Source organism: Pseudomonas sp. SJZ103, from assembly GCF_007828335.1.
GTDB lineage: Bacteria > Pseudomonadota > Gammaproteobacteria > Pseudomonadales > Pseudomonadaceae > Aquipseudomonas.
In genome coordinates, this window is the sequence record NZ_VIUN01000016.1 from 26,454 (window position 1) to 51,301 (window position 24,848).

At 60.3% G+C, this 24,848-nt stretch carries 24 protein-coding genes; 12 read left to right on the plus strand and 12 right to left on the minus strand.

Features of this window, described 5'->3' with window-relative positions; translation table 11 throughout:
* Positions 1–462 precede the first annotated feature (462 nt).
* From FBY10_RS26355 to FBY10_RS26365, 3 genes are all read right to left on the minus strand, one after another.
* Positions 463–930, minus strand: a complete 468-nt coding sequence (locus tag FBY10_RS26355) for an inhibitor of vertebrate lysozyme family protein (protein WP_131699566.1) — start codon at positions 928–930, stop codon at positions 463–465.
* A gap of 2 nt (positions 931–932) precedes the next feature.
* The gene (locus FBY10_RS26360; protein WP_003170804.1) at positions 933–1,097 is read right to left on the minus strand and encodes a DUF1328 domain-containing protein; all 165 of its coding nucleotides are present in this window, start codon (positions 1,095–1,097) and stop codon (positions 933–935) included.
* Positions 1,098–1,179: 82 nt separating this feature from the next.
* Positions 1,180–1,464, minus strand: coding sequence for a hypothetical protein (locus FBY10_RS26365; protein ID WP_131699567.1), 285 nt, complete (start codon positions 1,462–1,464; stop codon positions 1,180–1,182).
* 378 nt (positions 1,465–1,842) lie between these two features.
* Between FBY10_RS26365 and algB the strand changes: the two genes are divergently transcribed.
* Both algB and FBY10_RS26375 read left to right on the plus strand, forming a co-directional pair.
* Positions 1,843–3,189, plus strand: coding sequence for a sigma-54-dependent response regulator transcription factor AlgB (algB, locus tag FBY10_RS26370; protein WP_053127283.1), 1,347 nt, complete (start codon positions 1,843–1,845; stop codon positions 3,187–3,189).
* A 10-nt stretch (positions 3,190–3,199) separates the two neighbouring features.
* Positions 3,200–4,987, plus strand: coding sequence for a KinB sensor domain-containing domain (locus tag FBY10_RS26375; protein WP_145338341.1), 1,788 nt, complete (start codon positions 3,200–3,202; stop codon positions 4,985–4,987).
* An 8-nt stretch (positions 4,988–4,995) separates the two neighbouring features.
* On the opposite strand, the gene FBY10_RS26380 is transcribed toward FBY10_RS26375, so the two are convergent.
* From FBY10_RS26380 to FBY10_RS26405, 6 genes are all read right to left on the minus strand, one after another.
* The gene (locus tag FBY10_RS26380) at positions 4,996–5,772 is read right to left on the minus strand and encodes an N-acetylmuramoyl-L-alanine amidase (protein ID WP_145338342.1); all 777 of its coding nucleotides are present in this window, start codon (positions 5,770–5,772) and stop codon (positions 4,996–4,998) included.
* 88 nt (positions 5,773–5,860) lie between these two features.
* Entirely contained in the window at positions 5,861–7,945 is a 2,085-nt protein-coding gene (locus tag FBY10_RS26385; RefSeq protein ID WP_131699570.1) for a GGDEF domain-containing protein, read from the minus strand.
* Positions 7,942–8,820: an endonuclease/exonuclease/phosphatase family protein gene (locus tag FBY10_RS26390; RefSeq protein WP_131699571.1), complete on the minus strand. Its 879-nt coding sequence runs from the start codon at positions 8,818–8,820 to the stop codon at positions 7,942–7,944. The genes FBY10_RS26385 and FBY10_RS26390 overlap by 4 nt, the downstream gene beginning before the upstream one ends.
* Positions 8,821–8,830: 10 nt before the next feature.
* Entirely contained in the window at positions 8,831–9,466 is a 636-nt protein-coding gene (dsbA, locus tag FBY10_RS26395) for a thiol:disulfide interchange protein DsbA (RefSeq protein ID WP_065937861.1), read from the minus strand.
* A gap of 168 nt (positions 9,467–9,634) precedes the next feature.
* Positions 9,635–10,261, minus strand: coding sequence for a cytochrome c4 (locus FBY10_RS26400; protein WP_145338343.1), 627 nt, complete (start codon positions 10,259–10,261; stop codon positions 9,635–9,637).
* 33 nt (positions 10,262–10,294) lie between these two features.
* Positions 10,295–10,597 carry a cytochrome c5 family protein gene (locus FBY10_RS26405; RefSeq protein WP_131699573.1) on the minus strand — a complete coding sequence of 101 codons (303 nt, stop codon included), beginning with the start codon at positions 10,595–10,597 and terminating at the stop codon, positions 10,295–10,297.
* A gap of 192 nt (positions 10,598–10,789) precedes the next feature.
* On the opposite strand from FBY10_RS26405, the gene yihA reads away from it, so the two are divergent.
* Positions 10,790–11,431, plus strand: coding sequence for a ribosome biogenesis GTP-binding protein YihA/YsxC (gene yihA / locus FBY10_RS26410; RefSeq protein WP_145338344.1), 642 nt, complete (start codon positions 10,790–10,792; stop codon positions 11,429–11,431).
* Between the two features lie 269 nt (positions 11,432–11,700).
* Here yihA and polA read toward each other — a convergent pair whose 3' ends face one another.
* The gene (gene polA / locus FBY10_RS26415; protein WP_145338345.1) at positions 11,701–14,484 is read right to left on the minus strand and encodes a DNA polymerase I; all 2,784 of its coding nucleotides are present in this window, start codon (positions 14,482–14,484) and stop codon (positions 11,701–11,703) included.
* Between the two features lie 74 nt (positions 14,485–14,558).
* Here polA and FBY10_RS26420 point away from each other — a divergent pair, with 74 nt between their 5' ends.
* Entirely contained in the window at positions 14,559–14,849 is a 291-nt protein-coding gene (locus FBY10_RS26420) for a DUF2782 domain-containing protein (protein WP_131699575.1), read from the plus strand.
* Between the two features lie 56 nt (positions 14,850–14,905).
* The gene (locus FBY10_RS26425; protein WP_145338346.1) at positions 14,906–15,859 is read left to right on the plus strand and encodes a homoserine kinase; all 954 of its coding nucleotides are present in this window, start codon (positions 14,906–14,908) and stop codon (positions 15,857–15,859) included.
* Positions 15,860–15,984: 125 nt separating this feature from the next.
* Here FBY10_RS26425 and FBY10_RS26430 read toward each other — a convergent pair whose 3' ends face one another.
* A complete protein-coding gene (locus FBY10_RS26430) occupies positions 15,985–16,914 on the minus strand; it encodes a zinc ABC transporter substrate-binding protein (protein WP_131699577.1) in 930 nt (309 codons plus the stop codon).
* Positions 16,915–16,972: 58 nt separating this feature from the next.
* On the opposite strand from FBY10_RS26430, the gene zur reads away from it, so the two are divergent.
* The 4 genes from zur to FBY10_RS26450 are packed head-to-tail and all read left to right on the plus strand — an operon-like array spanning position 16,973 to position 19,778.
* Positions 16,973–17,455 (plus strand): zinc uptake transcriptional repressor Zur, encoded by a 483-nt coding sequence (gene zur / locus FBY10_RS26435; protein ID WP_026136513.1) that lies wholly within the window; start codon positions 16,973–16,975, stop codon positions 17,453–17,455.
* Positions 17,455–18,240, plus strand: a complete 786-nt coding sequence (gene znuC, locus FBY10_RS26440; RefSeq protein WP_065926855.1) for a zinc ABC transporter ATP-binding protein ZnuC — start codon at positions 17,455–17,457, stop codon at positions 18,238–18,240. The genes zur and znuC overlap by 1 nt, the downstream gene beginning before the upstream one ends.
* Positions 18,233–19,021, plus strand: a complete 789-nt coding sequence (gene znuB, locus FBY10_RS26445; RefSeq protein WP_145338347.1) for a zinc ABC transporter permease subunit ZnuB — start codon at positions 18,233–18,235, stop codon at positions 19,019–19,021. The genes znuC and znuB overlap by 8 nt, the downstream gene beginning before the upstream one ends.
* Before the next feature lie 37 nt (positions 19,022–19,058).
* Complete coding sequence (locus tag FBY10_RS26450) at positions 19,059–19,778, plus strand: PA5502 family lipoprotein (RefSeq protein WP_131699579.1); 720 nt, start codon at positions 19,059–19,061, stop codon at positions 19,776–19,778.
* Positions 19,779–19,875: 97 nt separating this feature from the next.
* Here the strand turns inward: FBY10_RS26450 and katE are convergent, their stop codons facing one another.
* Positions 19,876–22,017 (minus strand): catalase HPII, encoded by a 2,142-nt coding sequence (gene katE, locus FBY10_RS26455; protein ID WP_131699580.1) that lies wholly within the window; start codon positions 22,015–22,017, stop codon positions 19,876–19,878.
* 265 nt (positions 22,018–22,282) lie between these two features.
* Between katE and FBY10_RS26460 the strand changes: the two genes are divergently transcribed.
* The 3 genes from FBY10_RS26460 to FBY10_RS26470 are packed head-to-tail and all read left to right on the plus strand — an operon-like array spanning position 22,283 to position 24,789.
* A complete protein-coding gene (locus FBY10_RS26460) occupies positions 22,283–23,290 on the plus strand; it encodes a methionine ABC transporter ATP-binding protein (protein WP_131699581.1) in 1,008 nt (335 codons plus the stop codon).
* Positions 23,290–23,964 (plus strand): methionine ABC transporter permease, encoded by a 675-nt coding sequence (locus FBY10_RS26465; protein ID WP_090401268.1) that lies wholly within the window; start codon positions 23,290–23,292, stop codon positions 23,962–23,964. Before FBY10_RS26460 ends, FBY10_RS26465 begins: the two co-directional genes overlap by 1 nt.
* A 51-nt stretch (positions 23,965–24,015) precedes the next feature.
* Positions 24,016–24,789: a MetQ/NlpA family ABC transporter substrate-binding protein gene (locus tag FBY10_RS26470; protein WP_145338348.1), complete on the plus strand. Its 774-nt coding sequence runs from the start codon at positions 24,016–24,018 to the stop codon at positions 24,787–24,789.
* Positions 24,790–24,848 lie beyond the last annotated feature (59 nt).

Genomic DNA, 24,848 nt, shown 5'->3' on the forward strand with positions numbered 1-24,848 from the left:
AATATGCCGTGAACCGGCCAGTTCAGGCTCGCGCAGAGATTCTGCACGTCATGACGAGGTTGGCAGAAATGCCCGAGAAGTCTGCCGTCGAACGTCGGAAACGTCCTATAGCGCGAGCAAAACTTTCTCGATAGATGGTCGCCCCGACACATCAAGTAATGGTTGGTAAAAACAGAACCAAGATTTGCGGCTATGGGCGGCATATGAGGCGGGAATGAGGGTCACAAGCCCGCCGCAAGTTCAGCAAGCCGTGGGCTTGTGAACCTGCGTCGCAGCTTTTCGCCTGACCCGGCCCTTGCGCAGGCACTCCCTGTGCCCGTAGGTCACGCCGATCCCAATTGATCAGAACAACCCGGCCCCCTGGTCATGCATCGCCCTTGGCGGGCGATGCAAACAGAAAGAAGCGGGGGGCTTCTTTCTATGGACGCTGATTGCGCAGACGACAGACGCGTCAGACGCAACCTAGTACCAATTCGGATCTTTCTTCAGTTGCTCCATCAGCAGCTTCTGCATGCCTTCGTCCGGCTTACCGATAAAACGGTAATCGGCGTGCCGCGTCGGGGACTTATCAGCCGGCAAACCCGCCGGGACTTCCACCAACATGGCGTAGGCATCTTCCTTGTCGAGGCTGAAGGCGACGATCAGCCGCTTATTAAGGCATGTGTCCGCGGTTTCGCAGAGCGGCCCCACAAGATACTTGTCACCATCTTCTTCCACGGCATTCATTTGCTCGGCCGTGCCGGACAAGTTCAACACCCATTCCGGCAGGCGCTCTTCTTTCTTCACTACGTCTTGCCAGGTCTCGCGGTACTGCGGATCCGCACTGAGCAATTCGTTGGCCCGGGATTGGCCATCATTGGCGGCCATCGCCAAGCCACTGCCGCCCAAGAGCAAGGCGGCAGCAATAGCTTTGAGGGACAAAGTGGTCATATTCAGCCTCGGCCGCGACGACCAAAGAAGAACGAAGCAATGAACATCACCAGGAAGACGACAAAGAGAATCTTGGCGATACCCGTGGCGGTGCCCGCGATACCACCGAAGCCCAGGACTGCAGCCACAATGGCGATGATCAGAAATGTGATTGCCCAACTCAACATGGTGATTCTCCTTACGCTTCTTTAAGAGGTAACAGCGGTAGTGCCGGACGGTCGCTCGACATCAAGCGACCGACTTTGTTGCCTAAAACACCCAACGCTCTTGGGTCGGCAGCTCGCCCAGGGTGGAATCCTGATCGGCCACACGCAGTTGCGGGGCGGTTACATCAGCGGTACGGCTGCCAATGGAACTGAAATGGGTCTGGGCCGTTACCGGACGGTCGAACGACGGGACTTGCTGCGGACTCTGCTGCCATTGCTGCAACTGCTGGCCTGCGATCAGCGTGACCATCAGGGCCAGGCTGGCAAACAGCCCTTGTTGCAAGCGCAGCGGCGATACACGCAGTTGGCTGAGGCTTTGGCGAGTCATGCTGCTGTTCTCCCGCATTCTGATTATTCGTTGGGATAGCTATTGCAGAGCGCATGCCAGCTTTTTTACAAAATAAAATTCAATAAAATCAATAGGTTAAATATACGTGCTAGGGCTATCGCCCAGCATCCTGCACGATGCCCCCCCGTACGCCGTGCGAAATGCACGATGGTCAATGGTCGGGTGAAAGGATAGAAAGCGGATGGGATGTTGCCGAACTGGCAAGACAGCATGAAAACGCCATCAGGCGGGGCTTTGTAGGAAGCAATGCAGATACCCGCACGACGCTGCCTTTTATCGATCAGAATAAACCATGCAACTTGCCCGATTATTCCGGGACTAAACACCATCATTCATAGTTTAAGGAGCGCGGGACAGATGGAATCAGCCAAGGAACTTCAAGGCCGCATTCTTTTAGTGGATGACGAGTCCGCGATCCTCCGCACCTTCCGTTATTGCCTGGAAGATGAAGGCTACACCGTCGCCACCGCCAACAGCGCCGCCCAGGCCGATGCCCTGATGCAACGCCAGGTGTTCGATCTGTGCTTCCTGGACCTGCGCCTGGGTGAAGACAATGGCCTGGATGTGCTGGCCCAGATGCGGGTCCAGGCGCCGTGGATGCGTGTGGTGATCGTCACCGCCCATTCCGCCGTCGATACCGCCGTGGATGCGATCCAGGCCGGTGCTGCCGACTACCTGGTCAAGCCTTGCAGCCCCGATCAGTTGCGCCTGGCTACAGCCAAGCAGTTGGAAGTGCGCCAGCTTTCCGCACGCCTGGAAGCATTGGAAGGCGCCGTACGCCAGCAGAAAGACGGCCTCGACTCCCACAGCCCGTCGATGATGGTGGTGCTGGAAACCGCACGCCAGGTAGCCGGGACGGATGCCAACATCCTGATCCTCGGCGAATCCGGTACCGGTAAAGGCGAGCTGGCCCGGGCCATTCACGGCTGGAGCAAGCGCTCGAAAAAATCCTGCGTGACCATCAACTGTCCGTCGCTGACGGCAGAGCTGATGGAGAGCGAACTGTTCGGCCATAGCCGTGGCGCTTTTACCGGTGCCAGTGAGAGCACGTTGGGCCGGGTCAACCAGGCGGACGGCGGTACGCTGTTTCTCGACGAGATCGGCGACTTTCCCCTCACGCTGCAACCCAAGTTGCTGCGATTTATCCAGGATAAGGAATATGAGCGCGTGGGCGACCCGGTCACCCGGCGCGCCGATGTGCGCATCCTTGCCGCCACCAACCTGAACCTGGAAGACATGGTGCGCGACGGTCGTTTCCGCGAAGACTTGTTGTATCGCCTCAATGTCATCACCTTGCACCTGCCACCGCTGCGCGAGCGCAGTGAAGACATCCTCACCCTCGCAGACCGCTTCCTGGCGCGCTTCGTCAAGGAGTATGCCCGCCCGGCGCGAGGCTTCAGTGATCAGGCACGCGAAGCCCTGCTCAACTATCGCTGGCCCGGCAATATCCGTGAGCTGCGCAACGTGGTGGAGCGCGCCAGCATTATCTGCCCGCAGGAGAAGGTCGAAATCATCCACCTCGGCATGGCTGAGCAACCCACCAATAACGCCCCACGGATTGGCGCGGCGCTGAGCCTGGACGAGCTGGAGAAAGCGCATATCGGCGCCGTGCTCGCCACCAGCGACACCCTGGACCAGGCGGCCCGTACCCTCGGCATCGACGCGTCGACCCTGTACCGCAAACGCAAACAGTACAACCTGTGAGCTGCACCCTATGAAGCTCGCGATGACACTGCGCACTCGGTTGTTCCTGAGTATCTCAGCGCTGATCACCGTCGCCCTGTTGGGTCTGATCCTGGGTCTGGTCAGCGTCATGCAAATGGCCAAGACCCAGGAGTCCCTGATTCGCAGCAACTTCGTCACGCTGGACCTGGGGCTCAAACTGCGCCAAAGCCTTGGCGACCAATTGATCATGATGCTGGAACATCGTCCCGATCCGCAGGCATTGCAACGCGCCAAGCAGCGGTACTTCGACCTGCTGGACCAAGGCATCGCCCATGAGCAACGCGACGGTCATAGCCACGGTTTCAGCCAGGCGCGAACCCAATACCAGAACCTGCTGGACGCATTCGAGCAATCCCAGCAAGCGTCGCCACCGCCGGGCAGCAAGGAAAAACTCACCGAAGCCTTCAATGCGCTGCGCAATGGGCTGATTGATCAACATAAGCAGGCCCTGCAAAACATCAGCAACAGCGAGCACAAATCCCGCGCGCGCGCCTTGCTGATCGCCGGCTTGCTGGGGTTGGTGGGCCTTGCAGTGCTGATCATCGGATTTGTCACGGCCCATGGCATCGCCCGGCGATTTGGCGCGCCGATCGAAGCGCTGGCAAAAGCGGCGGACAAGATCGGTCAGGGCGATTTTGAAGTGACGCTACCGATCTCTTCGGCAGCGGAAATGAACCTGTTGACCCGTCGCTTCGGCCTTATGGCCGAGGCGGTGCGCCAGCATCAGGCGACGAATGTTGACGAACTGCTGGCGGGCCAGCAGCGCCTGCAAGCAGTGCTCGACAGCATCGACGACGGCCTGCTGATGATTGACCGCCAAGGCCGTCTGGAGCATCTCAACCCCGTTGCGCAACGCCAATTGGGCTGGGACGAGGAGCGGCTCGGCCAAGGCCTTGGCGAAGCGCTGGTGCGCCCGGAGCTGGATGAACAACTGCAACTGGTGTTGCGCGGCGGCAATCTGGAGCGCGCGCCGGAAGATCTGGAAGTCGAAGTCGAGGGCGAACTGCGTCTGCTGACCTACAGCCTCACCCCTGTCAGCCATACCCAGGGACACATTCTTGGGGCGGTGATGGTGCTGCACGACGTCACCGAACAGCGCGCCTTCGAACGGGTACGCAGCGAATTCGTCTTGCGCGCCTCCCATGAACTGCGCACGCCGGTGACCGGCATGCATATGGCGTTCGGCCTGTTCCGTGAACGCGCGAAGTTCCCGCCGGAATCCCGTGAAGCGGACCTGCTGGATACGGTCAATGAAGAAATGCAGCGCCTGATGCAGTTGATCAACGACCTGCTCAACTTTTCGCGCTACCAGAACGGCCTGCAGAAACTCACCTTGGGACCGTGCGACGTGACCGATCTGCTCGAACACGCGCGGGCGCGTTTTGTGGAGCCCGCCAATGCGCAACACATCGAGCTGCTGGTCGAAGTCCAATCAGATCTGCCACGGCTGTATGCCGACCAGGCGCAGCTGGAAAGGGTACTCGACAACCTGCTGGGCAATGCCCTGCGCCATACCGCCGACGCTGGGCAGATTCGCCTGCAGGCGAGACGACATGGCGAACGGGTGATTATCAGCGTCGAAGACAACGGCGAAGGTATCGCTTATGGCCAACAAGGGCGCATCTTCGAACCCTTTGTCCAGGTTGGCCGCAAGAAGGGTGGCGCCGGCCTGGGGCTGGCGCTGTGCAAGGAGATCGTGCAATTGCACGGCGGCCGCATGGGTGTGTATTCGCGACCGGGGCAGGGCACCCAGTTCTATATGGCGCTGCCCTTGTAGAAGGGAGCTTAACGCCGGTTCAGGGCACGCAGGATGGCAGCACTTTCGGCGTCCGGCATGCCATCGAACAGCGATGGCCGGAACCGCATCTGGAACGCCGCGATCACATGGCGCGTGGCGACATCCAACTCCCCCGTCTGGGGTGTCGGGTAACCGAGGAGCGCCAATTCTTCCTGGAACCAGGTGATGCTCGGCAATTCAGCGGCGTACTGCACCTGGAAGCGGGCGACGGCCTGGGCATCCGGCCACACACTCAGGCCTTCATCGGCCAGGCGCTTCCAGGGGAACAGCGGCCCCGGATCGAGCTTGCGCAGGGGCGCGATATCGCTATGGCCAATGATGTTCCTGGGGTCGATGCCATTGCGCTTGCTGATGTCCTTGAGCAACACCACCAGCGATTTCACTTGGGCCTCGGAATACGGGTACCACAAACGGCCTGTGGGTGTGTCCTTGTAGCCGGGGTTTACGATCTCGATACCGATGGAACTGGAATTGAGCCAGGTACGCCCCATCCACTCGCTTTCCCCGGCATGCCAGGCACGCTGGCTTTCATCCACCAGCTTGTAGATGGTGGCGCCGGCGTCGTCGCCGATCAGGTAATGAGCACTGACCTGGCCGTGGGTCAACAGGGCAAGGGAACGTTCAAGATTGGTGGAGGTGTAGTGGACGACCACGAACTGCACGCGGTTGTCGTGGTTCGCCGAGGGATGGCTGGTGTCCAGGCGCGGACCACTGGCGCAGCCGGCGAGCAGAAGAAATACACAGGCAAAGTACAAGGATTTCATGGCGGAAGACGGTACGCTGAAGACGATAATGCAACAGTGTAACGTACCGTTTGTGGCCCGGCGGTCAAATTACACAATGGAACATCTTTTACGCCGCCTGCACCTGATTACGCCCAGCCGCCTTGGCCCGATACAACGCCTCGTCGGCCCGCTTGAGTGCCAGCTCGCTGCGCTCACTCGGCTGCAACTGCGCCACGCCCATGGACACGGTAATCGTCACCGGTTCGCCCTTGAAGTGAAACGGGCAGGCCGCAATCGCGGCACGCAGTACTTCACCCACCGCCAGGGCATCCGACAGGGATGAGTCGGGCATCAGCAACACAAACTCCTCACCGCCAAACCGCGCGATAAAGTCGTTGGGCCGCAGGCGCTTGCGCAGGACGTTGGCGATGATTTTCAGCACCTTGTCGCCCGCCAGATGGCCATAGCCATCGTTGATGCGCTTGAAGTGATCCAGGTCCAGCATCGCGAGCGACAGGCTATTGCCACGCTGGTGCCAGATATTGACCTCGTGGTCCAGGCGCTCGCTCCAGGCCGCGCGGTTAGGCAAGCCGGTGAGCGGATCGATCAGGGCCTTCTGGCGCTGCACCTCGAGGTGCTCACGGTATCCTTGGGCTTCCTGCTCCATATTGGCGACCCGCTCGGCCAGCCCTTTCAGGCGCGCCGCCACTTCCTGCTCGCGCTGGTCACGTTGTTGCTGGTGCTCGTCCATGGTACCGAGCAAACCCTCAAGGTGGCTTTCCAGCACCTGCTTGAGGCTGTCCAGGTCGGCCGCGTCCTGGACGCTGCTTTGCAGGCCGTCGACCTGTTCACGAATCTGCGTGTCCAGCTCCCTGGCAGCGGAGCGGCTGTCAGCATGACCGTCGCTGGCCACTTGCAGATGGCCCTGGAAGGCTTCGAGGCGTTCGTTGAGCTGTTTGAGGTAAGCCTCAAACTCGTGCTGGCCGCTGTCGGTGATCGCCAGCATCAGCACCGCCAGGTCATCGAGGATCGGCAGCAATTCGTACCAGTTCAAACCGTGGGCCAGGCGCTCGCGCATGGCTTCGGCCTGGGGACGATGGCGCTCGGGTAGGGCCAGCTCCTCCAACAGGCCGATCAGGGTATCTTCGATATGCTTGGCCACGGAGCTGTAGGACGGCTCCGGTGAATCCGGCAAGGAGTAGAGGCCATCCGATTGAAGTTCATCGGGGTCCAGTTCTTCGGCGTCAAGAACCGGAGGGAGCGAGAGGCTGCCGATCACCGTCTCCTCCGGCGCCTCGACAGCAACCTGCGGCGTTTCGATAAAGGCAGCGAGAGCGCTTTCGGAGGCGGGCTCTTCCACCTGAGGCTCAGGCTCCCTTAGCTCGTCAGGCGCTGGAGATACGTCGACAGGCGCAGCCACTGTGACCCTTTGAGCAGGCGCCTCGTACACAAACTTTTCACTGGCGATATCGACAGCCTTGGCGGGCGCTGTGGCTTCAGGCTGCGCGGCAACCGGCGCCTGAGGCGCCTGAGGCGGCGACGCAAAGGCCCGCAACGCTTGCGTCAACGCGTCGGACTGTTCGGGCTCCTGAGGCTCGGCGGCGGGCTTGGGCGCAACAGGCGCAGCAGGTACCGGGGGCGGGCTGGGGACAGGCTCGCTGGGCGCGGCCTCGTTCGAAACGTCCTTGGCACCAAACAGACGTTGCAGCAAACCCGGCCCAGGACGCACGGTTTCACCGTCCGGCTCCAGGTTATTCAGTGCCTGCCCTTGCAGGCTGCTCAACTCGCTGAGCAACAAGGGAATCTCACGTGCCTGGCTGACGCGGCCATCCAACTGCTTGGCGAAGGTTTTCAGCGGTCGGGCTACTTCACGGGGCAGCGGCAGCTTTTGCAACTGCGTAACCAGGGACGTCAGTGCGGTGCTCATCTGGTCGATCCGGGTTTCGCGGCGCTGCTCCGAATCCAGTACCGCCTTTTCCAGGCGCGGCAGCAAGGCGGCGAGGGCGGCGTCCATGTCGTCGGTACGCACAACGTCGCGCATTTCCTTCATGCATTGGTCAACTGCGCGGTCGGTGCCTTCCGCCGCCAGCGTGCTGCGCACCAGCCCACGACGCAGCAGGTCGAGGCGGGCGGCCCAGCGGCGTTCGAGCTTTTCTTGTTGCTCAATGCTTAAGAGGTATTTTTCTTTCCAGCGCTGTGCGTCGTCGCTCATGCAAGGGGTCCGCGAGGGCCGGGGCTCAACGCGGGCAATGCATCAGCCGTGAGCGAACCCGGCAGACGAATCTCTACCGCGACCGGCAGGTGATCGGAGATGGGCTGCGCCAGCACCTGCACACTCTCAAGTGTGAGAGTCGGACTGAGCAGAATATGGTCAAGACAGCGTTGCGGGCGCCAGCTGGGGAACGTGGCTTCGACTTGCGGCGCCAGTAACCCGAGGTCACGCAACGGGGAATTCAGCAGGAGGTCGTTCGCATGGGTGTTCATGTCACCCATCAACACTTGATGCTTGTAGTTGCCAATCAGGTCACGCACGTAGGCCAGCTGCAGGTTGCGCGTACGTCCCCCGAGCGCCAGGTGCATCATCACCACCACCAAGGCCTCAGGCCCTTCGCCAAAACGCACGAGAATCGCCCCGCGCCCCTTGGGGCCCGGTAACGGATGATCTTCGATGGCCGTTGGCTTCAAGCGGCTGAGCACACCATTACTGTGCTGCGCCAGGCGCCCGAGGTTGCGATTGAGCTGCTGATACCAGTAGGGGAACGCCCCGAGGTGCGCCAGGTGTTCTACCTGGTTGATATAGCCGGAACGCATGCTGCCGCCGTCGGCTTCCTGCAGGGCGACCAGGTCGAAATCATTCAACAGGTCGCCGATCTTCTGCAGGTTACCGGCCCGGCCGTTGTGGGGCAGCAAGTGCTGCCAGCCACGGGTGAGGTAGTGCCGGTACTTCTCGGTACTGATGCCCACTTGGATATTGAAGCTGAGCAGGCGCAGGCGGCTATCAGCCGGCAGGCCCGTGGAATCCAGGTGATGTTCGTTGACCTGCGGTTCATGCAGGCCAACCACACGTTGAGTACCCCAGCGGCGCATGAGGAGCCCCTTACTTGGCTGCGCGTTCTTTGGCGATCAACTGGTCGGCAACATTGAGGGTCGCTTCAGGACCACCGGTGGTGCCCAGGTCGAAACGGTACTTGCCGTTGACGATCATGGTCGGTACGCCTTGCACGCCGTACTTCTGCGCCAGTTCCTTGGCCTGTTTGATCTGGCCCTGGATGGCGAAGGAGTTGAAGGTGGCCAGGAACTTGTCCTTGTCGACACCTTGGGTGGCAACGAAGTCAGCCATTTCGTCAGGCTTGGTCAGGCGCTTGCCTTGTTTCTGGATTGCGTCGAATACTGCATTGTGAACTTTGTGCTCCACACCCATGGCTTCCAGAGTCAGGAACAGTTGGCCGTGGGCATCCCATGGGCCGCCGAACATGGCGGGGATGCGCTTGAAATTCACGTCCTTAGGCAGCTTCTCGACCCAAGGGTTGATGACCGGCTCAAAAGCGTAGCAATGCGGGCAGCCGTACCAGAACAACTCCACCACTTCGATCTTGCCCGGTACCGAAACCGGCACTGGGTTGGCCAATTCAACGTAGGTTTTACCGGCTTCAAGCGGCACATCGGCAGCTTGCGCGGTCATGCCGAAGAGGCTGGCAGTGACGAGAGCGGCGCTGAGGATCAGATTACGCATGCTTTACTCCTGGACAAATAAAGTCGCCTCACGCGACCTTTGTTGTGACAGGTCTACGCGGACATGAGTTCGTTAGTGTAACGGCAGCGGCCACAAAAAAGGGCGGCCTAAGCCACCCTTTTTATGCTTGCATCGATGGATTAATCGAGCGTTAACGTTGCGTGCACCTTAGTGCAGGCCCTGGATGTAGCTGGAGACGGCGGCGATGTCTTCATCACTCAGCTTGCGAGCGATGGTGCGCATGATTGCCGCGTCGCCATCATTGGCTCGCCCTGCCTCTTCCTTACGGAAATCGGTCAGCTGCTTGGCAATGTAGGTAGCGTGCTGGCCGCTCAGGTGCGGGAAGCCGGCGGCGGCTATGCCCGCGCCATTGGGCGAGTGGCAACCCGTGCAGGCAGGCAGGCCTTTATCCAAGTCTCCGCCGCGGAACAGTTTTTCGCCACGAGCCACCAGTTTCGGATCAGCAGCTCCCACACTGCCCTTCTGGCTGGCAAAATACGCCGCGATATCCGCCAAGTCCTGATCACTGAGGTTGGTCAGCAAGCCGGTCATTTCCAGGACCGTGCGCTTGCCGTCCTTGATGTCGTGCATCTGCTTGGTCAGGTAACGTTCACCCTGGCCGGCCAATTTGGGGAAGTTCGGCGCCGGACTGTTACCATCCGGCCCATGGCAGGCACCACATACGGCGGCTTTCGCTTGGCCGGCAGTGGCAACACCTTTAGGGGGGCCCTCTGCAGCAAAGGCAACACCGGTGATGCCCAAGGTCAACAGCAGACTCACGATCAGTTTGTTCATCAGCTAATCCAACTACGGCTAAGGGTTTAAGAGTTATCTACCGGGTTTACTCACCATCAACTCAATGATGGCCTGGTAATCCTCGGTACTGCAGTCCATGCACAAACCACGCGGCGGCATTGCCTTGAAACCCTGGGTCACGTGTTGCACCAGCGTGTCCATGCCCTGCGCCAGTCTTGGCGCCCAGGCTGCCTGGTCACCCCGCCTCGGGGCATTCGGCAGTTGGCCAGCATGGCAAGCCACGCAAACTCGGTTGTACACCACTTCCGGATCCTGTGTAGCCTGAGCGCCAGAAAGCGGAATCAGGGCACCGAAAGCGAGCAACCATCGGGTCATACATCGACCTTTTCAGGGTTTGAGAGCGTTTTGCGTTCTAATGCGCAATAAAGGTCTATCGCTCCCGTGAACTTCATCCTTCGCTGGGACAAAGCACACACAAAATCTGCGGCATTATATACTGGCGCTACTGAAACGGAAACGACACCGCTTGCCGCACCCTTTTTCGGCACCGCCCACATCGGAAATCTCATGCAACTCAAGAACCCCATCCTCGGCCTGTGCCAACAGTCCACCTTCATGCTCAGCGCCGCCAAAGTTGACCAATGCCCCGATGACGAAGGCTTTGAAGTCGCCTTTGCCGGTCGCTCCAACGCCGGTAAATCCAGCGCACTGAACACACTGACCCACGCCAGCCTGGCGCGCACCTCGAAAACACCAGGCCGCACGCAGTTACTCAACTTCTTCAAGCTAGACGATGATCGGCGTCTGGTCGACCTGCCGGGCTACGGTTATGCAAAAGTACCTATCCCGCTGAAGCTGCACTGGCAGCGTCACCTGGAGGCTTACCTGGGCGGCCGGGAGAGTTTGAAGGGGTTGATCCTGATGATGGACATCCGTCATCCAATGACCGACTTCGACCTGCTGATGCTCGACTGGGCCGTCGCCAGCGGCATGCCGATGCATATCCTGCTGACCAAGGCCGACAAGCTCACCTACGGCGCCGCCAAGAACACCCTGCTCAAAGTGCAGTCCGAAATTCGTAAGGGCTGGGGCGACACAATCACTATCCAGCTGTTCTCGGCCCCCAAGCGCATGGGCCTGGAAGATGCCTATACCGTACTGGCCAGCTGGATGGAACTGGCAGACAAAGGTGCGGAACTCGCCGAATAACTTTTCTGCGGGCAAAAAAAACCCCGGACTTCGTATGGGGAGGGGAAGTTCGGGGTTCAAGTACCGGACCGCTAGGGCGGGGTCCGGATATCTGCCAACACTTAACACAACATAGGAGCATTGAAGGGCTTCACCACCCATTCAGTAACTCTGAGTAGCAATTCACGGGTTAAGTTCCGGCAGGTTCAAAAAACTATTGGTAATAACTGAAACGGATTTCCGGTCTAAAGCACTCCGCCATCACGCCCGGTGATGGCGGCGCCGCGAAATCAGTGCGCTTCGTCCCAGTTATCGCCTACACCAACGTCCACCACCAACGGCACATCCAACTGCGCGGCCGCACTCATGTGCTCGCGAATCTTCTCGCTGACCTCTGCCACCAGATCCTCACGCACTTCCAGCACCAGTTCATCGTGTACCTGCAGGATCACCTTGGCATCCAGGCCCGACGCGGTCAGCCAGTTATCCACCAGCACCATGGCTTTCTTGATGATATCCGCCGCCGTGCCCTGCATCGGCGCATTGATCGCCGTGCGTTCTGCGGCCGCGCGCTCCTGAGGTTTGTTGGAATTGATGTCCGGCAAATACAGCCGACGCCCGAAGAACGTTTCCACGTAGCCTTGATCGGCAGCCTGGGCGCGGGTGCGCTCCATGTACTCGCGAACCCCTGGGTAGCGGGCGAAGTACACATCGATGTAAGCCTTTGCGGTCTTGGTATCGACACCGATGTCCTTGCCGAGCTTCTGTGCCCCCATACCGTAGATCAGGCCAAAGTTGATCGCCTTGGCACTGCGACGCTGATTGGACGTGACCTCAGCCAATTCAACCTTGAACACCTCGGCCGCCGTGGCGGTGTGCACGTCCAGGTCGTTGCGGAACGCATTCATCAGCCCCTCGTCCTTGGACAGGTGCGCCATGATTCGCAGTTCGATCTGCGAATAGTCCGCCGCCAGCAGTTTGTAGCCCTTCGGCGCCACGAATGCCTGGCGGATGCGCCGCCCTTCGGCGGTGCGCACCGGGATGTTCTGCAGGTTCGGGTCGCTGGAAGACAGTCGCCCGGTCGCCGCCACCGCCTGATGGTAAGAGGTGTGAACACGCCCGGTACGCGGGTTGATCTGCTCCGGCAAGCGGTCGGTGTAAGTGCTTTTCAGCTTGCTCATGCTGCGGTACTGCATCAGTACCTTGGGCAGCGGATAGTCATCTTCGGCCAGCTTGGCCAGCACTTCCTCTGCCGTGGACGCCTGTCCCTTGCCCGTCTTTTTCAGCACCGGCAGGCCGAGTTTCTCGTAGAGAATCGCCCCGAGCTGCTTGGGCGAACCCAGGTTGAATGCTTCGCCGGCGATCTCGAACGCCTGGCGCTCCAGCTCAACCATCTTATTGCCCAGCTCGATGCTCTGGACACCGAGCAGCTGCGCATCCACCAGGGCGCCCTGGCGTTCGATACGTGCCAGCACCGGTACCAAGGGAATTTCGATGTCCGTCAGCACACTCGCCAGGCTTGGTATGGCCGTGAGTTGTGCGTGCAATGCCTGATGCAGGCGCAGCGTCACGTCGGCATCCTCGGCGGCATAAGGGCCAGCCTGTTCGAGCGGGATCTGGTCGAACGTCAGCTGCTTGGCGCCTCTGCCGGCGATGTCCTGGAAACTGACGGTGTCGTAGTCCAGGTACTTCTTGGCCAGGCTGTCCATGTCATGGCGGGTCGCAGTGGAATTCAACACATAGGATTCAAGCATGGTGTCGAAAGCGATGCCGCGCACGCTGATGCCATTCGCCGGGTCGCCGCCGATGGCACAGTTGACCAGGATATTCATGTCGAACTTGGCGTGCTGGCCGACCTTGAGCTTGCTCGGGTCTTCCAGCAATGGCTTCAAGGCCAGCAACACGGTGTCGCGATCCAACTGCGGCGGCGCACCGATGTAGGAGTGGGTCAGCGGGATGTAGGCAGCTTCATGGGGCTTCACGGCAAAGGACACCCCGACCAACTGCGCCTGCTGGGCGTCGATCCCGGTGGTTTCGGTGTCGAAAGCGAACAACGTCGCGTCGTTGAGCTTCTTCATCCAGACATCGAATGTGCCTTGGTCGAGAATGGTGGTGTAGATCGTCTCTGCGGGTGCTGCGGGGGCAACCTCAACAATGTCCTCGGCAACAGGCGCGGCCTTGAGCTCCACGCGCTTGGCATCACGCTGAATCTCATCAAACCAGCTCTTGAACTCCAGCAGGGTATACAGCTCCAGGAGTTTCTCGCGGTCCGGTTCGATCAAGTGCAAGTCATCCAGGCCCACATCCAGCGGCACATCGATCTTGATCGTCGCCAACTGATACGAGAGGAACGCCATCTCCCGGTGCTCTTCGAGCTTGGCGGGTAACGTTTTGGCACCCCTGATCGGCAAGGTCGGCACGATATCCAACTGCTCATAAAGCTCTTTCAGACCGCCATTCACACCTACCAGCAAGCCGGAAGCCGTCTTAGGACCAATGCCCGGGACGCCAGGGATGTTGTCGGACGAATCCCCCATCAACGCCAGATAGTCGATGATCTGCTCCGGAGCGACACCAAATTTCTCCTTTACGCCCTCAATGTCCATTGAGCTACCGGTCATGGTGTTGACCAAGGTAATGTGCCCGTCGACCAACTGCGCCATGTCCTTGTCGCCGGTGGAGATCACCACCGGACGGTCAGCGGCCGCACTGCTGCGGGCCAGGGTGCCGATCACGTCATCGGCCTCGACGCCTTCGACGCACAGCAACGGGAAACCGAGGGCTATCACGCTCTGGTGCAGTGGCTCGATCTGCAGACGCATGTCATCGGGCATGCTCGGGCGATTGGCCTTGTATTCGGCGTACATGTCATCGCGAAAGGTTCCACCCTTTGCGTCGAACACGACTGCGAACGGGCTGTCCGGATACTGTTTGCGCAAGCTTTTGAGCATGTTCAACACGCCCTTGACCGCACCGGTCGGCAGGCCTTTGGAGGTGGTCAGCGGTGGCAGCGCGTGGAAGGCGCGGTACAGATATGAAGAACCGTCCACCAGGACGAGGGGTGCTTGGCTCATGAGCAGGATCAACCTTTTCGGCGGGTCAGGCGCTAGAATAGCCGGACCAATGAAAACAAAGGGACAAGGTTATCATGCGTACATTCAATCGCCTGCTGTTGACCGGCCTGATTGCACTCGCTCCGATGGTTGCCATCGCAGCAGACAGTGCCCCTTCGGGTGATCCGGAAGTTACCATTCGCACGGAGGGCGACAGAACCATTCAGGAGTACCGCCAAAACGGTTTCCTGTACGCAATCAAGATAACGAAGAAAGGCTTTCCGCCGTATTTCCTCGTGCGCGCGGACGGAACCGACGCGAACTTCATCCGCTCTGACCAGCCGGATATGCTGATTCCGTCATGGAAGATCTTCGAATGGAAATGATTTCTTAACTTCAATTGGCGCCGCGCACCGCGGCGCCCGTACTGGCAGTTTTAACCATGTCTGTGTTCACCCCCCTGGCTCGGCCCGAGCTGGAAACCTTTCTTGCCCCCTACGGGCTCGGCCGCCTGCTTGACTTCCAGGGGATTGCCGCTGGTAGCGAAAACACCAATTTCTTTATCAGCCTGGAACAGGGCGAATTCGTCCTGACCCTGGTTGAGCGCGGCCCCGTCGCGGAAATGCCGTTCTTCATCGAACTGCTCGACGTGCTCCACGACGCCGACCTGCCGGTGCCCTATGCCCTGCGCACCACCGATGGCGTGGCATTGCGCGAACTGAAAGGCAAACCGGCCCTGCTGCAACCACGCCTGGCCGGCAAACACATCAAGGACGCCAACGCACAGCATTGCGCCCAGGTAGGCGACCTTCTCGGTCATCTGCACCTGGCGACGCAAGGCGAGAAAGTGCTGGAGCGCAAGACCGATCGCGGCCTGGACTGGATGCTCAACGAGGGTGCGCAGCTGATTTCGCACTTGAACGATGCACAGCAAAGCCTGCTGCACGCTGCATTGACCGAAATCGAGGCCCACAAGGCCGACATCCTCGCTCTGCCACGCGCGAACGTTCACGCCGACCTGTTCCGCGACAATGCGATGTTCGAAGGCACGCACCTGACCGGCCTGATCGACTTCTACAACGCCTGCTCGGGTCCGATGCTCTACGACGTGGCAATCGCCCTGAATGACTGGTGTTCGGACGCCGATGGCGTCATCGATGGCCCGCGCGCCCGTGCGCTGCTGGGTGCCTACGCCGGGCTGCGTCCGTTTACCGCCAAGGAGGCCGAGTTGTGGCCGATCATGTTGCGGGTGGCGTGCGTGCGGTTCTGGTTGTCGCGCCTGATCGCTGCCGAGTCGTTTGCCGGGCAGGATGTGCTGATTCACGATCCCGCCGAGTTCGAGCATCGGTTGACGCAGCGTCAGCAGGTCACCGTCCACCTGCCATTCGCGCTCTAAGGACCAACCCGGTCAAAATGTGGGAGGGGGCTTGCTCCCGATGGCGGTGGACCAGTCAACTTATCATCGACTGAAACGCCGTCATCGGGAGCAAGCCCCCTCCTACATTTGATCTGCGCTGCGGCTTATAACGACTCCAGGCACCCTGCCAAGTCGTTCCCCAATTTCTCCAGCACCTGTTCGTAACCCTGGGCTGTGGCCGGGGTGTAGCCGCCCAGCGCATCCAATTCCGCCAACTTCACCGGAAGGCCAGCCACCAGGGTTTCAGCCAGGCGCGGACGCAAAGGCGGCTCGCTGAACACGCAGGTCTTGCCCACTTCCTCCAAACGCGTACGCATCGCCGCCACATGCTGGGCGCCAGGCTGCACTTCGGCAGCAACACTGAACACACCGGTGTGCTTGAGCCCGTAAGCGTCTTCGAAGTAATCAAAGGCTTCGTGGAACACGAAGTAAGGTTTGTCACCGATGCTCGCCATGCGCTTTTTAAGGCGCGCATCAAGGGCATCCAGGCGCTCGTCGAATGCCTTCACGTTGCTCTGGTAACGCGCGGCATTGCTCGGGTCGGCAGCGCTGAGGTCAGACGCCATGCGCGCGGCGATCACACGAGCATTGACCGTCGACAACCATAAGTGCGCATCCACGCTGCCTGGGCGATGATCATGGTCATGTTCGTCGGCATCGTCGGCGTGGGAATGGCTATCTTCGGCGAAGCGGCGGAGCTTCATGCCTGGCAGGTCTTGGACAGCAACGGTCGCGGCTGTACGACCTTTGAGCACGCGAGGAAGGAAGCTCTCCATATCCGGCCCGATCCAATACAGCAGATCGACTGACTGCACGCGCCGTACGTCGGATGGGCGCAACGCATAGTTATGCGGCGACGCACCCGGCGGCAACAACACCTCCGGAACGGCCACACCGTCTTGCACAGCAGCGGCAATCAACTGCAACGGCTTGATGCTGGTCAGCACCTTGACCTCAGCCTGAGCGGCGCCAGTCATGAACAAACTGGTGACAAATACGACAAAAACGGGAAAAAGTCGGGACACGATGACCACTCAATGGCGTAGGAACGGGTAACATAATAACGTCTCTATCAAATATCTGTCGCCGCTCATGCCTAAAACACCGCTTGCCAGCCGTCCACACGACCACTCTCACTGCGTGCATACCGCGCTGTCGGAGGCCGACACCCTCTGCGCACAGAAGGGCTTGCGCCTGACTGCTCTGCGCCGCCGGGTGCTGGAACTGGTCTGGCAGAGCCACAAACCCCTGGGCGCCTACGACATCCTGGGTGTGCTCAGCGAGCAGGACGGCCGCCGCGCCGCGCCGCCTACGGTGTATCGCGCGCTGGATTTCCTGCTGGAAAATGGCCTGGTGCACCGCATTGCCTCGCTCAACGCGTTTGTCGGCTGCAACCACCCGGAACACGCGCATCAGGGCCAGTTCCTGATCTGCCGCGAGTGCCACGCCGCCATCGAACTTGAACAAAAAAGCATCAGCGACGCCATCATCAAGAGCTCCGCCGACGTGGGCTTCCGGGTCGAAGGGCAAACGGTCGAAGTGGTCGGCCTGTGCTCGGGCTGCCAGGGGGCTTGATGAGCAACGCGTTAATCCGCCTGGAGCAGGTCGGCGTCACGTTCGCCGGGCAAAACGTGCTGGATAACATCGCATTGAGCGTCGAGCCGGGGCAGATCGTCACCCTGATCGGCCCCAATGGCGCCGGCAAGACCACCCTGGTGCGCGCCGTACTTGGCCTGCTCAAACCCGACACCGGCAGCGTGTGGCGCAAGCCCAGGCTGCGCGTGGGCTATATGCCGCAAAAGCTGCACGTTGATCCGACTCTGCCCTTATCCGTACTGCGTTTTTTGCGCCTGGTGCCCGGTGTGGACCGCGCCCGCGCACAGGCCGCCCTCAAGGAAGTCGGGGCCGAACAGGTCATCGACAGCCCGGTGCAAAGCATCTCCGGCGGCGAAATGCAGCGCGTGCTGCTGGCCCGCGCCCTGTTGCGCGAACCCGAGTTGCTGGTGCTGGATGAACCCGTGCAGGGCGTCGACGTCGCCGGCCAGGCTGAGTTGTACAGCCTGATCACCCGTCTGCGCGACCGCCATGGCTGCGGCGTGCTGATGGTCTCCCATGATTTGCACTTGGTGATGAGCACCACCGACCAGGTGGTATGCCTCAATCGCCACGTGTGCTGCTCCGGCCACCCGGAACAAGTCAGCAGCGACCCGGCGTTCGTCGAGCTGTTCGGCAAGAACGCCCAGAGCCTGGCGATCTATCACCATCATCACGACCATGCCCATGACCTGCATGGCGCTGTCGTTGACGATCCCGCGACGCCCCACACCCACGTTCATGGAGATAGCTGCAAGCATGGCTGATTTTCTGCTTTACGCCCTGCTGGCAGGCTTGGCTCTGGCGTTGGTGGCGGGCCCACTGGGCTCGTTCGTGGTCTGGCGACGCATGGCGTACTTTGGCGACACGTTGTCCCACGCCGCGCTGCTGGGGGTGGCCCTGGGCTTCCTGCTGGATGTCAGCCCGACCATCGCGGTAACCGTGGGCTGCCTGCTCCTGGCGGTATTGCTGGTGACCCTGCAGCAACGCCAACCGCTGGCCTCCGACACCCTGCTCGGCATCCTGGCGCCGAGCACGCTGTCCCTGGGCCTGGTGGTGCTGAGCTTTATGCATGAAGTGCGCATCGACTTGATGGCCTACCTGTTTGGCGACCTGTTGGCGATCAGTCCCACCGACCTCGCATGGATCCTCGGCGGCAGCGCTGCCGTACTGGCGCTGCTGGTGACCCTGTGGCGCCCATTGCTGGCAATCACCGCGCATGAAGAACTGGCAACCGTAGAAGGCTTGCCGGTGCCCGCCCTGCGCATGGCGCTCATGTTGTTGATCGCGGTGGTGATCGCTGTCGCGATGAAGATTGTCGGCGTATTGTTGATCACGTCGCTGTTGATCATCCCCGCCGCCGCCGCCCAGCGCCATGCCCGCTCACCGGAGCAGATGGCGATCGGTGCCAGCCTGTTGGGCATGCTGGCAGTGTGCGGCGGCCTGGCGTTGTCGTGGTTCAAGGACACACCGGCAGGGCCGTCCATTGTGGTGACGGCCGCCGCCCTGTTTCTGCTGAGTTTTGTCCTGCCCCGTCGAGGGGTGTAGACTTGCTCGCTTTTTGCGCAAATAGAGAGTCGCAGGAATGAAGCTGTTCACCTCCCGTTATCTGCTCCTTGCCGCGTTTTCCCTGCTGCTGGGCGCCTGTCAAAGCACACCGCCCGCCGCCCCAGAGGCTACGGATCCGCGTGCTGCGGCCATCGCGCAGCTGGAGCAAAACCTGGCCAGCAGTGAGCTGGCCACCGCCGAAGACCAACTGGCCGCGCTGCAGGCCCAGTCGCCCAATGACCCGACGCTGGAACCCTACCAACGTCAATTGGCCGAGGCTTACCTGCAGCGCAGCCAGATCGTGCTGCAAAAAGGCGACGTAAACGCCGCCGCCACCGCCCTGAGCCGTGCCCGCGCGCTGATGCCCAAGGCGCCGGCGCTGACCGGCGGCGTAAACAGCGCCATCACCCACGCCCGCAAGGCCGAGTTGGATAAGGCCGAAGAGGCCCTCAAGGCCGCCGAAGCCAAGCCTGCAGCCAAGGTCATCGACCCGGCGGCGCCAAGCACCACCGTGGCGCTGAACCTCACCGACATCGAAGAGCTGCGCCATCAACTGGATGCAATCGCCACCGATGTGGTGAATTACCAGTGTGATGTGACGATCCAGGCGCCGCGTACCCAGGATTACCCATGGCTGGCCACGTTGCTGACCAAACGGGTGAAGCGCATTGATTCGGGGTATGAGCTGAAGATTCACCGGCAGATTTTGAAACATATTCCGGCGCAGGTGGTTTTGATTCCGCGCAAGGCGGAATAACGCATCGGGGGCAAGCCCCTCCCACAATTGAATGTATTCACAATTCAAATGTGGGAGGGGCTTGCCCCCGATAGCGGTCTAACAAGCAACCAATAACTTAAGCTGGAATCGCCTTAGCCTTCGGCTCACGATCCCAAACCCGATGTTGTGCAATCGCGGCAAAAAACGCCTTGAACGCTTTCGCATCCGCGCCAACGATCAGCCCCGCATCCGCCTCTAGCTTCAGCAGATCCAGCAGTGGCTTCACGTCACTGGCAACTGCAATCGCCTTCAGGTGTTTGTAGGCTTCCAGAACGTAATGCAACGCCACACCATCGCCGCTCAGTGCTTTCACCGACTCTTTTCCACCCGGGATAAACACGGCATCAAACGCAATGGACGGCATGCCTTCCATCGACGCATCTACCGGCAGGCTCTTGCCATCGGCCGTCTTCACCGGCGCCGAGGTCGGCCCAAGCAACTTCGCATGGGCACCTTCTGCCTCCAGTGCTTTTTTCAGCGCATCAATCGCCGCGCCATCCACACCGTCAGCCGCAAGAATCGCGACTTTGCGCGTCTTGATATCACCCGACAGCAAGTTCACCTGGCTCAACGCCGGCGACTCTTTCAGCGAAGTCTCACGCGGCGCAACCGTGCCTTTGGTCGGTGCAGGCAAACCGAGGTTCTGCGCAACGCGCTTGGCCAGTTCCAGATCGATATTGGCCAGAATCTCGTTGACCTGACGTGCGCGAATGAACTCACGCTCCACCTTGCCCAACTCGAAGCTGTAGGCCGCGATGATGTGCTCTTTCTCGTGATGGCTCATGCTGTGGAAAAACAGCGCGGCTTGCGAGAAGTGATCGCCAAACGACTCACTGCGCTCACGCACCTTATTGGCGTCGACGCGCTCGTAATAGGTCTCGAAACCGCCATCCTGGGCAGCCGGTGGCGTTTCTTTCGGCCAACCACCATCAATAGAATTCGGCTCGTACGCCGCACGGCCCTTGTCGATCACGGTGCGATGCTGGGCGTCGCGCTGACCGTTGTGGAAAGGCACCACAGGTCGGTTGATCGGCAGCTCATGGAAGTTCGGCCCACCGAGACGGCTGATCTGCGTATCCGTGTAGGAAAACAGACGGCCTTGCAGCAAAGGGTCGTTGGTGAAGTCGATGCCCGGCACGATATGACCCGGGCAAAACGCGACCTGCTCGACTTCGGCAAAGAAGTTATCCGGGTTGCGGTTAAGCACCATCTTGCCCAGCGGCGTGATCGGCACCAGTTCCTCGGGGATGATCTTGGTCGGGTCGAGCAGGTCGAAGTCGAACTTATGCTCGTCTTCCTCCGCAACGATCTGCACACCCAGCTCCCACTCAGGGTAGTCGCCGCTTTCAATCGCTTCCCACAGGTCACGACGGTGGTAATCGGTATCTTTACCGGCAAGCTTTTGCGCTTCGTCCCACACCAGGGAGCAGGTGCCGACCTTCGGGTGCCAATGAAACTTCACAAAGCTCGACTTACCTTCGGTATTGATGAAGCGGAAGGTGTGAATGCCAAAACCCTGCATGGCACGCAGGCTTTTTGGAATGGCACGGTCAGACATCGCCCAAATCACCATGTGCGCCGATTCCGGCTGCAACGAAACAAAATCCCAGAACGTATCGTGGGCCGAGCCGCCTGTAGGAATTTCGTTGTGCGGCTCAGGTTTTACCGCGTGCACGAAGTCGGGAAACTTGATCGCATCCTGAATGAAAAACACCGGCATGTTGTTGCCGACCAAGTCGAAGTTGCCTTCATCGGTGAAGAACTTCACCGCGAAACCGCGCACGTCACGCACCGTATCGCCGGAACCACGCGGGCCCTGCACCGTGGAGAAACGCACGAACACCGGGGTTTTATGGCCGGGGTCGCGCAGGAAACCCGCCTTGCTCAGCGCAGAATGGTTTTCATAGGTCTGGAAATAGCCATGAGCGCCAGTGCCCCGGGCATGCACGATGCGCTCGGGGATGCGCTCATGGTCAAAGTGCGTGATTTTTTCACGCATGATGAAGTCTTCCAGCAGCGAAGGGCCGCGGGCACCGACTTTCAAGGTGTTCTGGTTGTCGGAAATCTTCACGCCTTGGTTGGTACGCAGGGCCTGGCCGGTCGCATCGGAACGGAATTCCTCCAGAGCCTGCAGCTTGGCGTTGGTGTTGCCACGGTCCAGGGTATCGGTGCCCGCGAGCTCACTCTTCGACGGGGTGGCTGGCTTCTTGGTACTCATCAGTCAAAACTCCTTATTCAAAGTGGCCAGAGCGGTCCCCGGCTCGTTTGAGCAAAACCCCAGGCACGGCACCTGGGAAATCGAGTTGCTTAAGTAGTGACTGACACGGTTTTGCACCGTTCCTTTTTTGTGACCTTTGATCGCGTTATTGCCAAATCACTGGTTGAATGCGAAATAAATGCTAAGAAACGCTATTCGGACAGGCTAAAATGCGCGCCCGGCTAACCGCTGATCCCTTTTCAATGCGCCCCACAAGGTTCGCTACGTGATCGAGTTTCAAAACGTCCATAAAACCTACCGCGTCGCCGGTAAGGATATTCCCGCGCTGCACCCCACCAGCCTGCGCGTCGAGAACGGCCAGGTGTTTGGCTTGATCGGCCACTCGGGTGCAGGTAAAAGCACACTGCTGCGCCTGATCAACCGCCTGGAAGAGCCCAGCGGCGGCCAGATCACGGTGGACGGCGAAGAAGTCACCGCCCTGGATGCCAACGGCCTGCGCCGTTTCCGTCAACAGGTCGGGATGATCTTCCAGCACTTCAACCTCCTGGCGTCGAAGACCGTTGCCGACAATGTGGCGCTGCCACTGACCCTGGCCGGCGAATTGTCGCGCAAGGAGATCGACCAACGTGTCGCCGAGCTACTCGCCCGCGTCGGCCTGTCGGACCACGCCAAGAAGTACCCGGCGCAGTTGTCTGGCGGCCAGAAGCAACGCGTCGGTATTGCCCGCGCCCTGGCGACCAAGCCGAAAATCCTGCTGTGCGACGAAGCCACCAGCGCCCTCGACCCGCAAACCACCGCCTCGGTCCTGCAACTGCTGGCCGAGATCAATCGCGAGTTGAAACTGACCATCGTGCTGATCACTCATGAAATGGATGTGATCCGCCGCGTGTGTGACCAGGTAGCCGTGATGGATGCCGGCGTGATCGTCGAGCAAGGCTCGGTGGCCGACGTGTTCCTGCACCCCAAGCACCCGACCACCAAGCGCTTCGTACAGGAAGCCGAGCAGGTCGACGAAGGCGAACAGCGCGATGACTTCGCCCACGTACCGGGCCGCATCGTGCGGCTCACGTTCCAAGGCGAAGCGACCTACGCGCCATTGCTGGGTACCGTCGCCCGCGAAACGGGGGTGGACTACAGCATCCTCGCCGGCCGCATCGACCGCATCAAAGACATCCCCTACGGGCAACTGACCCTGGCGGTCACCGGTGGTGACATGGAAGCGGCCTTTGCCCGCTTCACCGCCGCAGACGTCCACATGGAGGTGCTGCGCTGATGGAAGTGTTCCTGAGTTTCTTCGCCAATATCGACTGGTCCGAAATCTGGCTCGCCACCGGCGACACCATGATCATGCTGTTCGGTTCGCTGTTCTTCACCGTAGTACTTGGCCTGCCCTTGGGCGTGCTGCTGTTCCTGACCAGCCCACGCCAGCTGTTCGAGCAAAAAGGCCTGTACGCACTGCTGTCGCTGGTCGTGAACATCCTGCGCTCGCTGCCGTTCATCATCCTGTTGATCGTGATGATCCCGTTCACCGTACTGATCACCGGCACCTCCCTGGGCGTTGCGGGCGCGATCCCGCCACTGGTGGTGGGTGCCACGCCATTCTTCGCGCGCCTGGTGGAAACCGCCCTGCGTGAAGTGGACCGCGGCATCATCGAAGCCACCCAGTCCATGGGCGCCAGCACCCGCCAGATCATCATCAACGCGCTGCTGCCCGAGGCACGCCCCGGCATCTTCGCAGCGATAACGGTGACGGCGATTACACTGGTGTCCTACACGGCCATGGCCGGCGTGGTCGGTGCCGGCGGCCTGGGTGACCTGGCGATCCGTTTCGGTTACCAGCGTTTCCAGACCGATGTGATGGTGGTCACCGTGGTGATGCTGTTGATCCTGGTGCAAATTCTGCAAACCGTCGGCGACAAGCTGGTGGTGCATTTTTCTCGAAAATAACGGCCATTGCCGGTCACAAGCCGGCACATGCCCGAACAAGGAGCTTGTTGGATGAAAAAACTACTGGTTGCTTTCGCCGCCGTTGCCGCGTTTTCCGCCCACGCCGCCGAGACCCTGAAAGTCGCAGCCTCGCCAGTGCCCCACGCGGAAATCCTGGAATTCGTGAAGCCTGCCCTCGCCAAAGAAGGCGTGGACCTGCAAGTCAAAGTGTTCACTGACTACGTACAGCCCAACGTCCAAGTCGCGGAAAAGCGCCTGGACGCGAACTTCTTCCAGCACCAGCCATACCTGGATGAATTCAACAAAGCCAAAGGCACTCAGCTGGTAAGCGTCGGCGCTGTGCACCTGGAGCCCCTGGGGGCTTACTCCAGCAAGTACAAGAAGCTGGAAGACCTGCCAAACGGTGCCAACGTGGTGATCCCGAACGACGCCACCAACGGCGGCCGTGCCCTGTTGCTGCTGGCCAACAACGGCCTGATCACCCTGAAGGACCCGACCAACATCCTGTCGACCATCAAGGACATCACCGCAAACCCGAAAAACCTGAAATTCCGCGAACTCGAAGCCGCCACCCTGCCGCGCGTGCTGACCCAGGTCGACCTGGCGCTGATCAACACCAACTATGCGCTGGAAGCCAAGCTGGACCCGTCCAAGGACGCCCTGGTGATCGAAGGCAATGACTCGCCTTACGTGAACATCCTGGTGAGCCGCGAAGACAACAAGGATTCGGACGCGATGAAGAAGCTGATTGCAGCCCTGCACACCCCTGAGGTGAAGCAATTCATCCAAGAGAAGTACAAAGGCGCGATCCTGCCGGCGTTCTGATCCGACTCGGTCTCCAACACGCTGGAGATCAAAAAATGTGGGAGGGGGCTTGCCCCCGA

Excerpts from the sequence above, each read along its gene's own strand:
- FBY10_RS26355 (WP_131699566.1), bottom strand. The coding sequence starts at position 930 with ATGACCACTTTGTCCCTCAAAGCTATTGCTGCCGCCTTGCTCTTGGGC.
- FBY10_RS26360 (WP_003170804.1), bottom strand. The coding sequence starts at position 1,097 with ATGTTGAGTTGGGCAATCACATTTCTGATCATCGCCATTGTGGCTGCA.
- FBY10_RS26365 (WP_131699567.1), bottom strand. The coding sequence starts at position 1,464 with ATGACTCGCCAAAGCCTCAGCCAACTGCGTGTATCGCCGCTGCGCTTG.
- algB (WP_053127283.1), top strand. The coding sequence starts at position 1,843 with ATGGAATCAGCCAAGGAACTTCAAGGCCGCATTCTTTTAGTGGATGAC.
- FBY10_RS26375 (WP_145338341.1), top strand. The coding sequence starts at position 3,200 with ATGAAGCTCGCGATGACACTGCGCACTCGGTTGTTCCTGAGTATCTCA.
- FBY10_RS26380 (WP_145338342.1), bottom strand. The coding sequence starts at position 5,772 with ATGAAATCCTTGTACTTTGCCTGTGTATTTCTTCTGCTCGCCGGCTGC.
- FBY10_RS26385 (WP_131699570.1), bottom strand. The coding sequence starts at position 7,945 with ATGAGCGACGACGCACAGCGCTGGAAAGAAAAATACCTCTTAAGCATT.
- FBY10_RS26390 (WP_131699571.1), bottom strand. The coding sequence starts at position 8,820 with ATGCGCCGCTGGGGTACTCAACGTGTGGTTGGCCTGCATGAACCGCAG.
- dsbA (WP_065937861.1), bottom strand. The coding sequence starts at position 9,466 with ATGCGTAATCTGATCCTCAGCGCCGCTCTCGTCACTGCCAGCCTCTTC.
- FBY10_RS26400 (WP_145338343.1), bottom strand. The coding sequence starts at position 10,261 with ATGAACAAACTGATCGTGAGTCTGCTGTTGACCTTGGGCATCACCGGT.
- FBY10_RS26405 (WP_131699573.1), bottom strand. The coding sequence starts at position 10,597 with ATGACCCGATGGTTGCTCGCTTTCGGTGCCCTGATTCCGCTTTCTGGC.
- yihA (WP_145338344.1), top strand. The coding sequence starts at position 10,790 with ATGCAACTCAAGAACCCCATCCTCGGCCTGTGCCAACAGTCCACCTTC.
- polA (WP_145338345.1), bottom strand. The coding sequence starts at position 14,484 with ATGAGCCAAGCACCCCTCGTCCTGGTGGACGGTTCTTCATATCTGTAC.
- FBY10_RS26420 (WP_131699575.1), top strand. The coding sequence starts at position 14,559 with ATGCGTACATTCAATCGCCTGCTGTTGACCGGCCTGATTGCACTCGCT.
- FBY10_RS26425 (WP_145338346.1), top strand. The coding sequence starts at position 14,906 with ATGTCTGTGTTCACCCCCCTGGCTCGGCCCGAGCTGGAAACCTTTCTT.
- zur (WP_026136513.1), top strand. The coding sequence starts at position 16,973 with ATGCCTAAAACACCGCTTGCCAGCCGTCCACACGACCACTCTCACTGC.
- znuC (WP_065926855.1), top strand. The coding sequence starts at position 17,455 with ATGAGCAACGCGTTAATCCGCCTGGAGCAGGTCGGCGTCACGTTCGCC.
- znuB (WP_145338347.1), top strand. The coding sequence starts at position 18,233 with ATGGCTGATTTTCTGCTTTACGCCCTGCTGGCAGGCTTGGCTCTGGCG.
- FBY10_RS26450 (WP_131699579.1), top strand. The coding sequence starts at position 19,059 with ATGAAGCTGTTCACCTCCCGTTATCTGCTCCTTGCCGCGTTTTCCCTG.
- katE (WP_131699580.1), bottom strand. The coding sequence starts at position 22,017 with ATGAGTACCAAGAAGCCAGCCACCCCGTCGAAGAGTGAGCTCGCGGGC.
- FBY10_RS26465 (WP_090401268.1), top strand. The coding sequence starts at position 23,290 with ATGGAAGTGTTCCTGAGTTTCTTCGCCAATATCGACTGGTCCGAAATC.
- FBY10_RS26470 (WP_145338348.1), top strand. The coding sequence starts at position 24,016 with ATGAAAAAACTACTGGTTGCTTTCGCCGCCGTTGCCGCGTTTTCCGCC.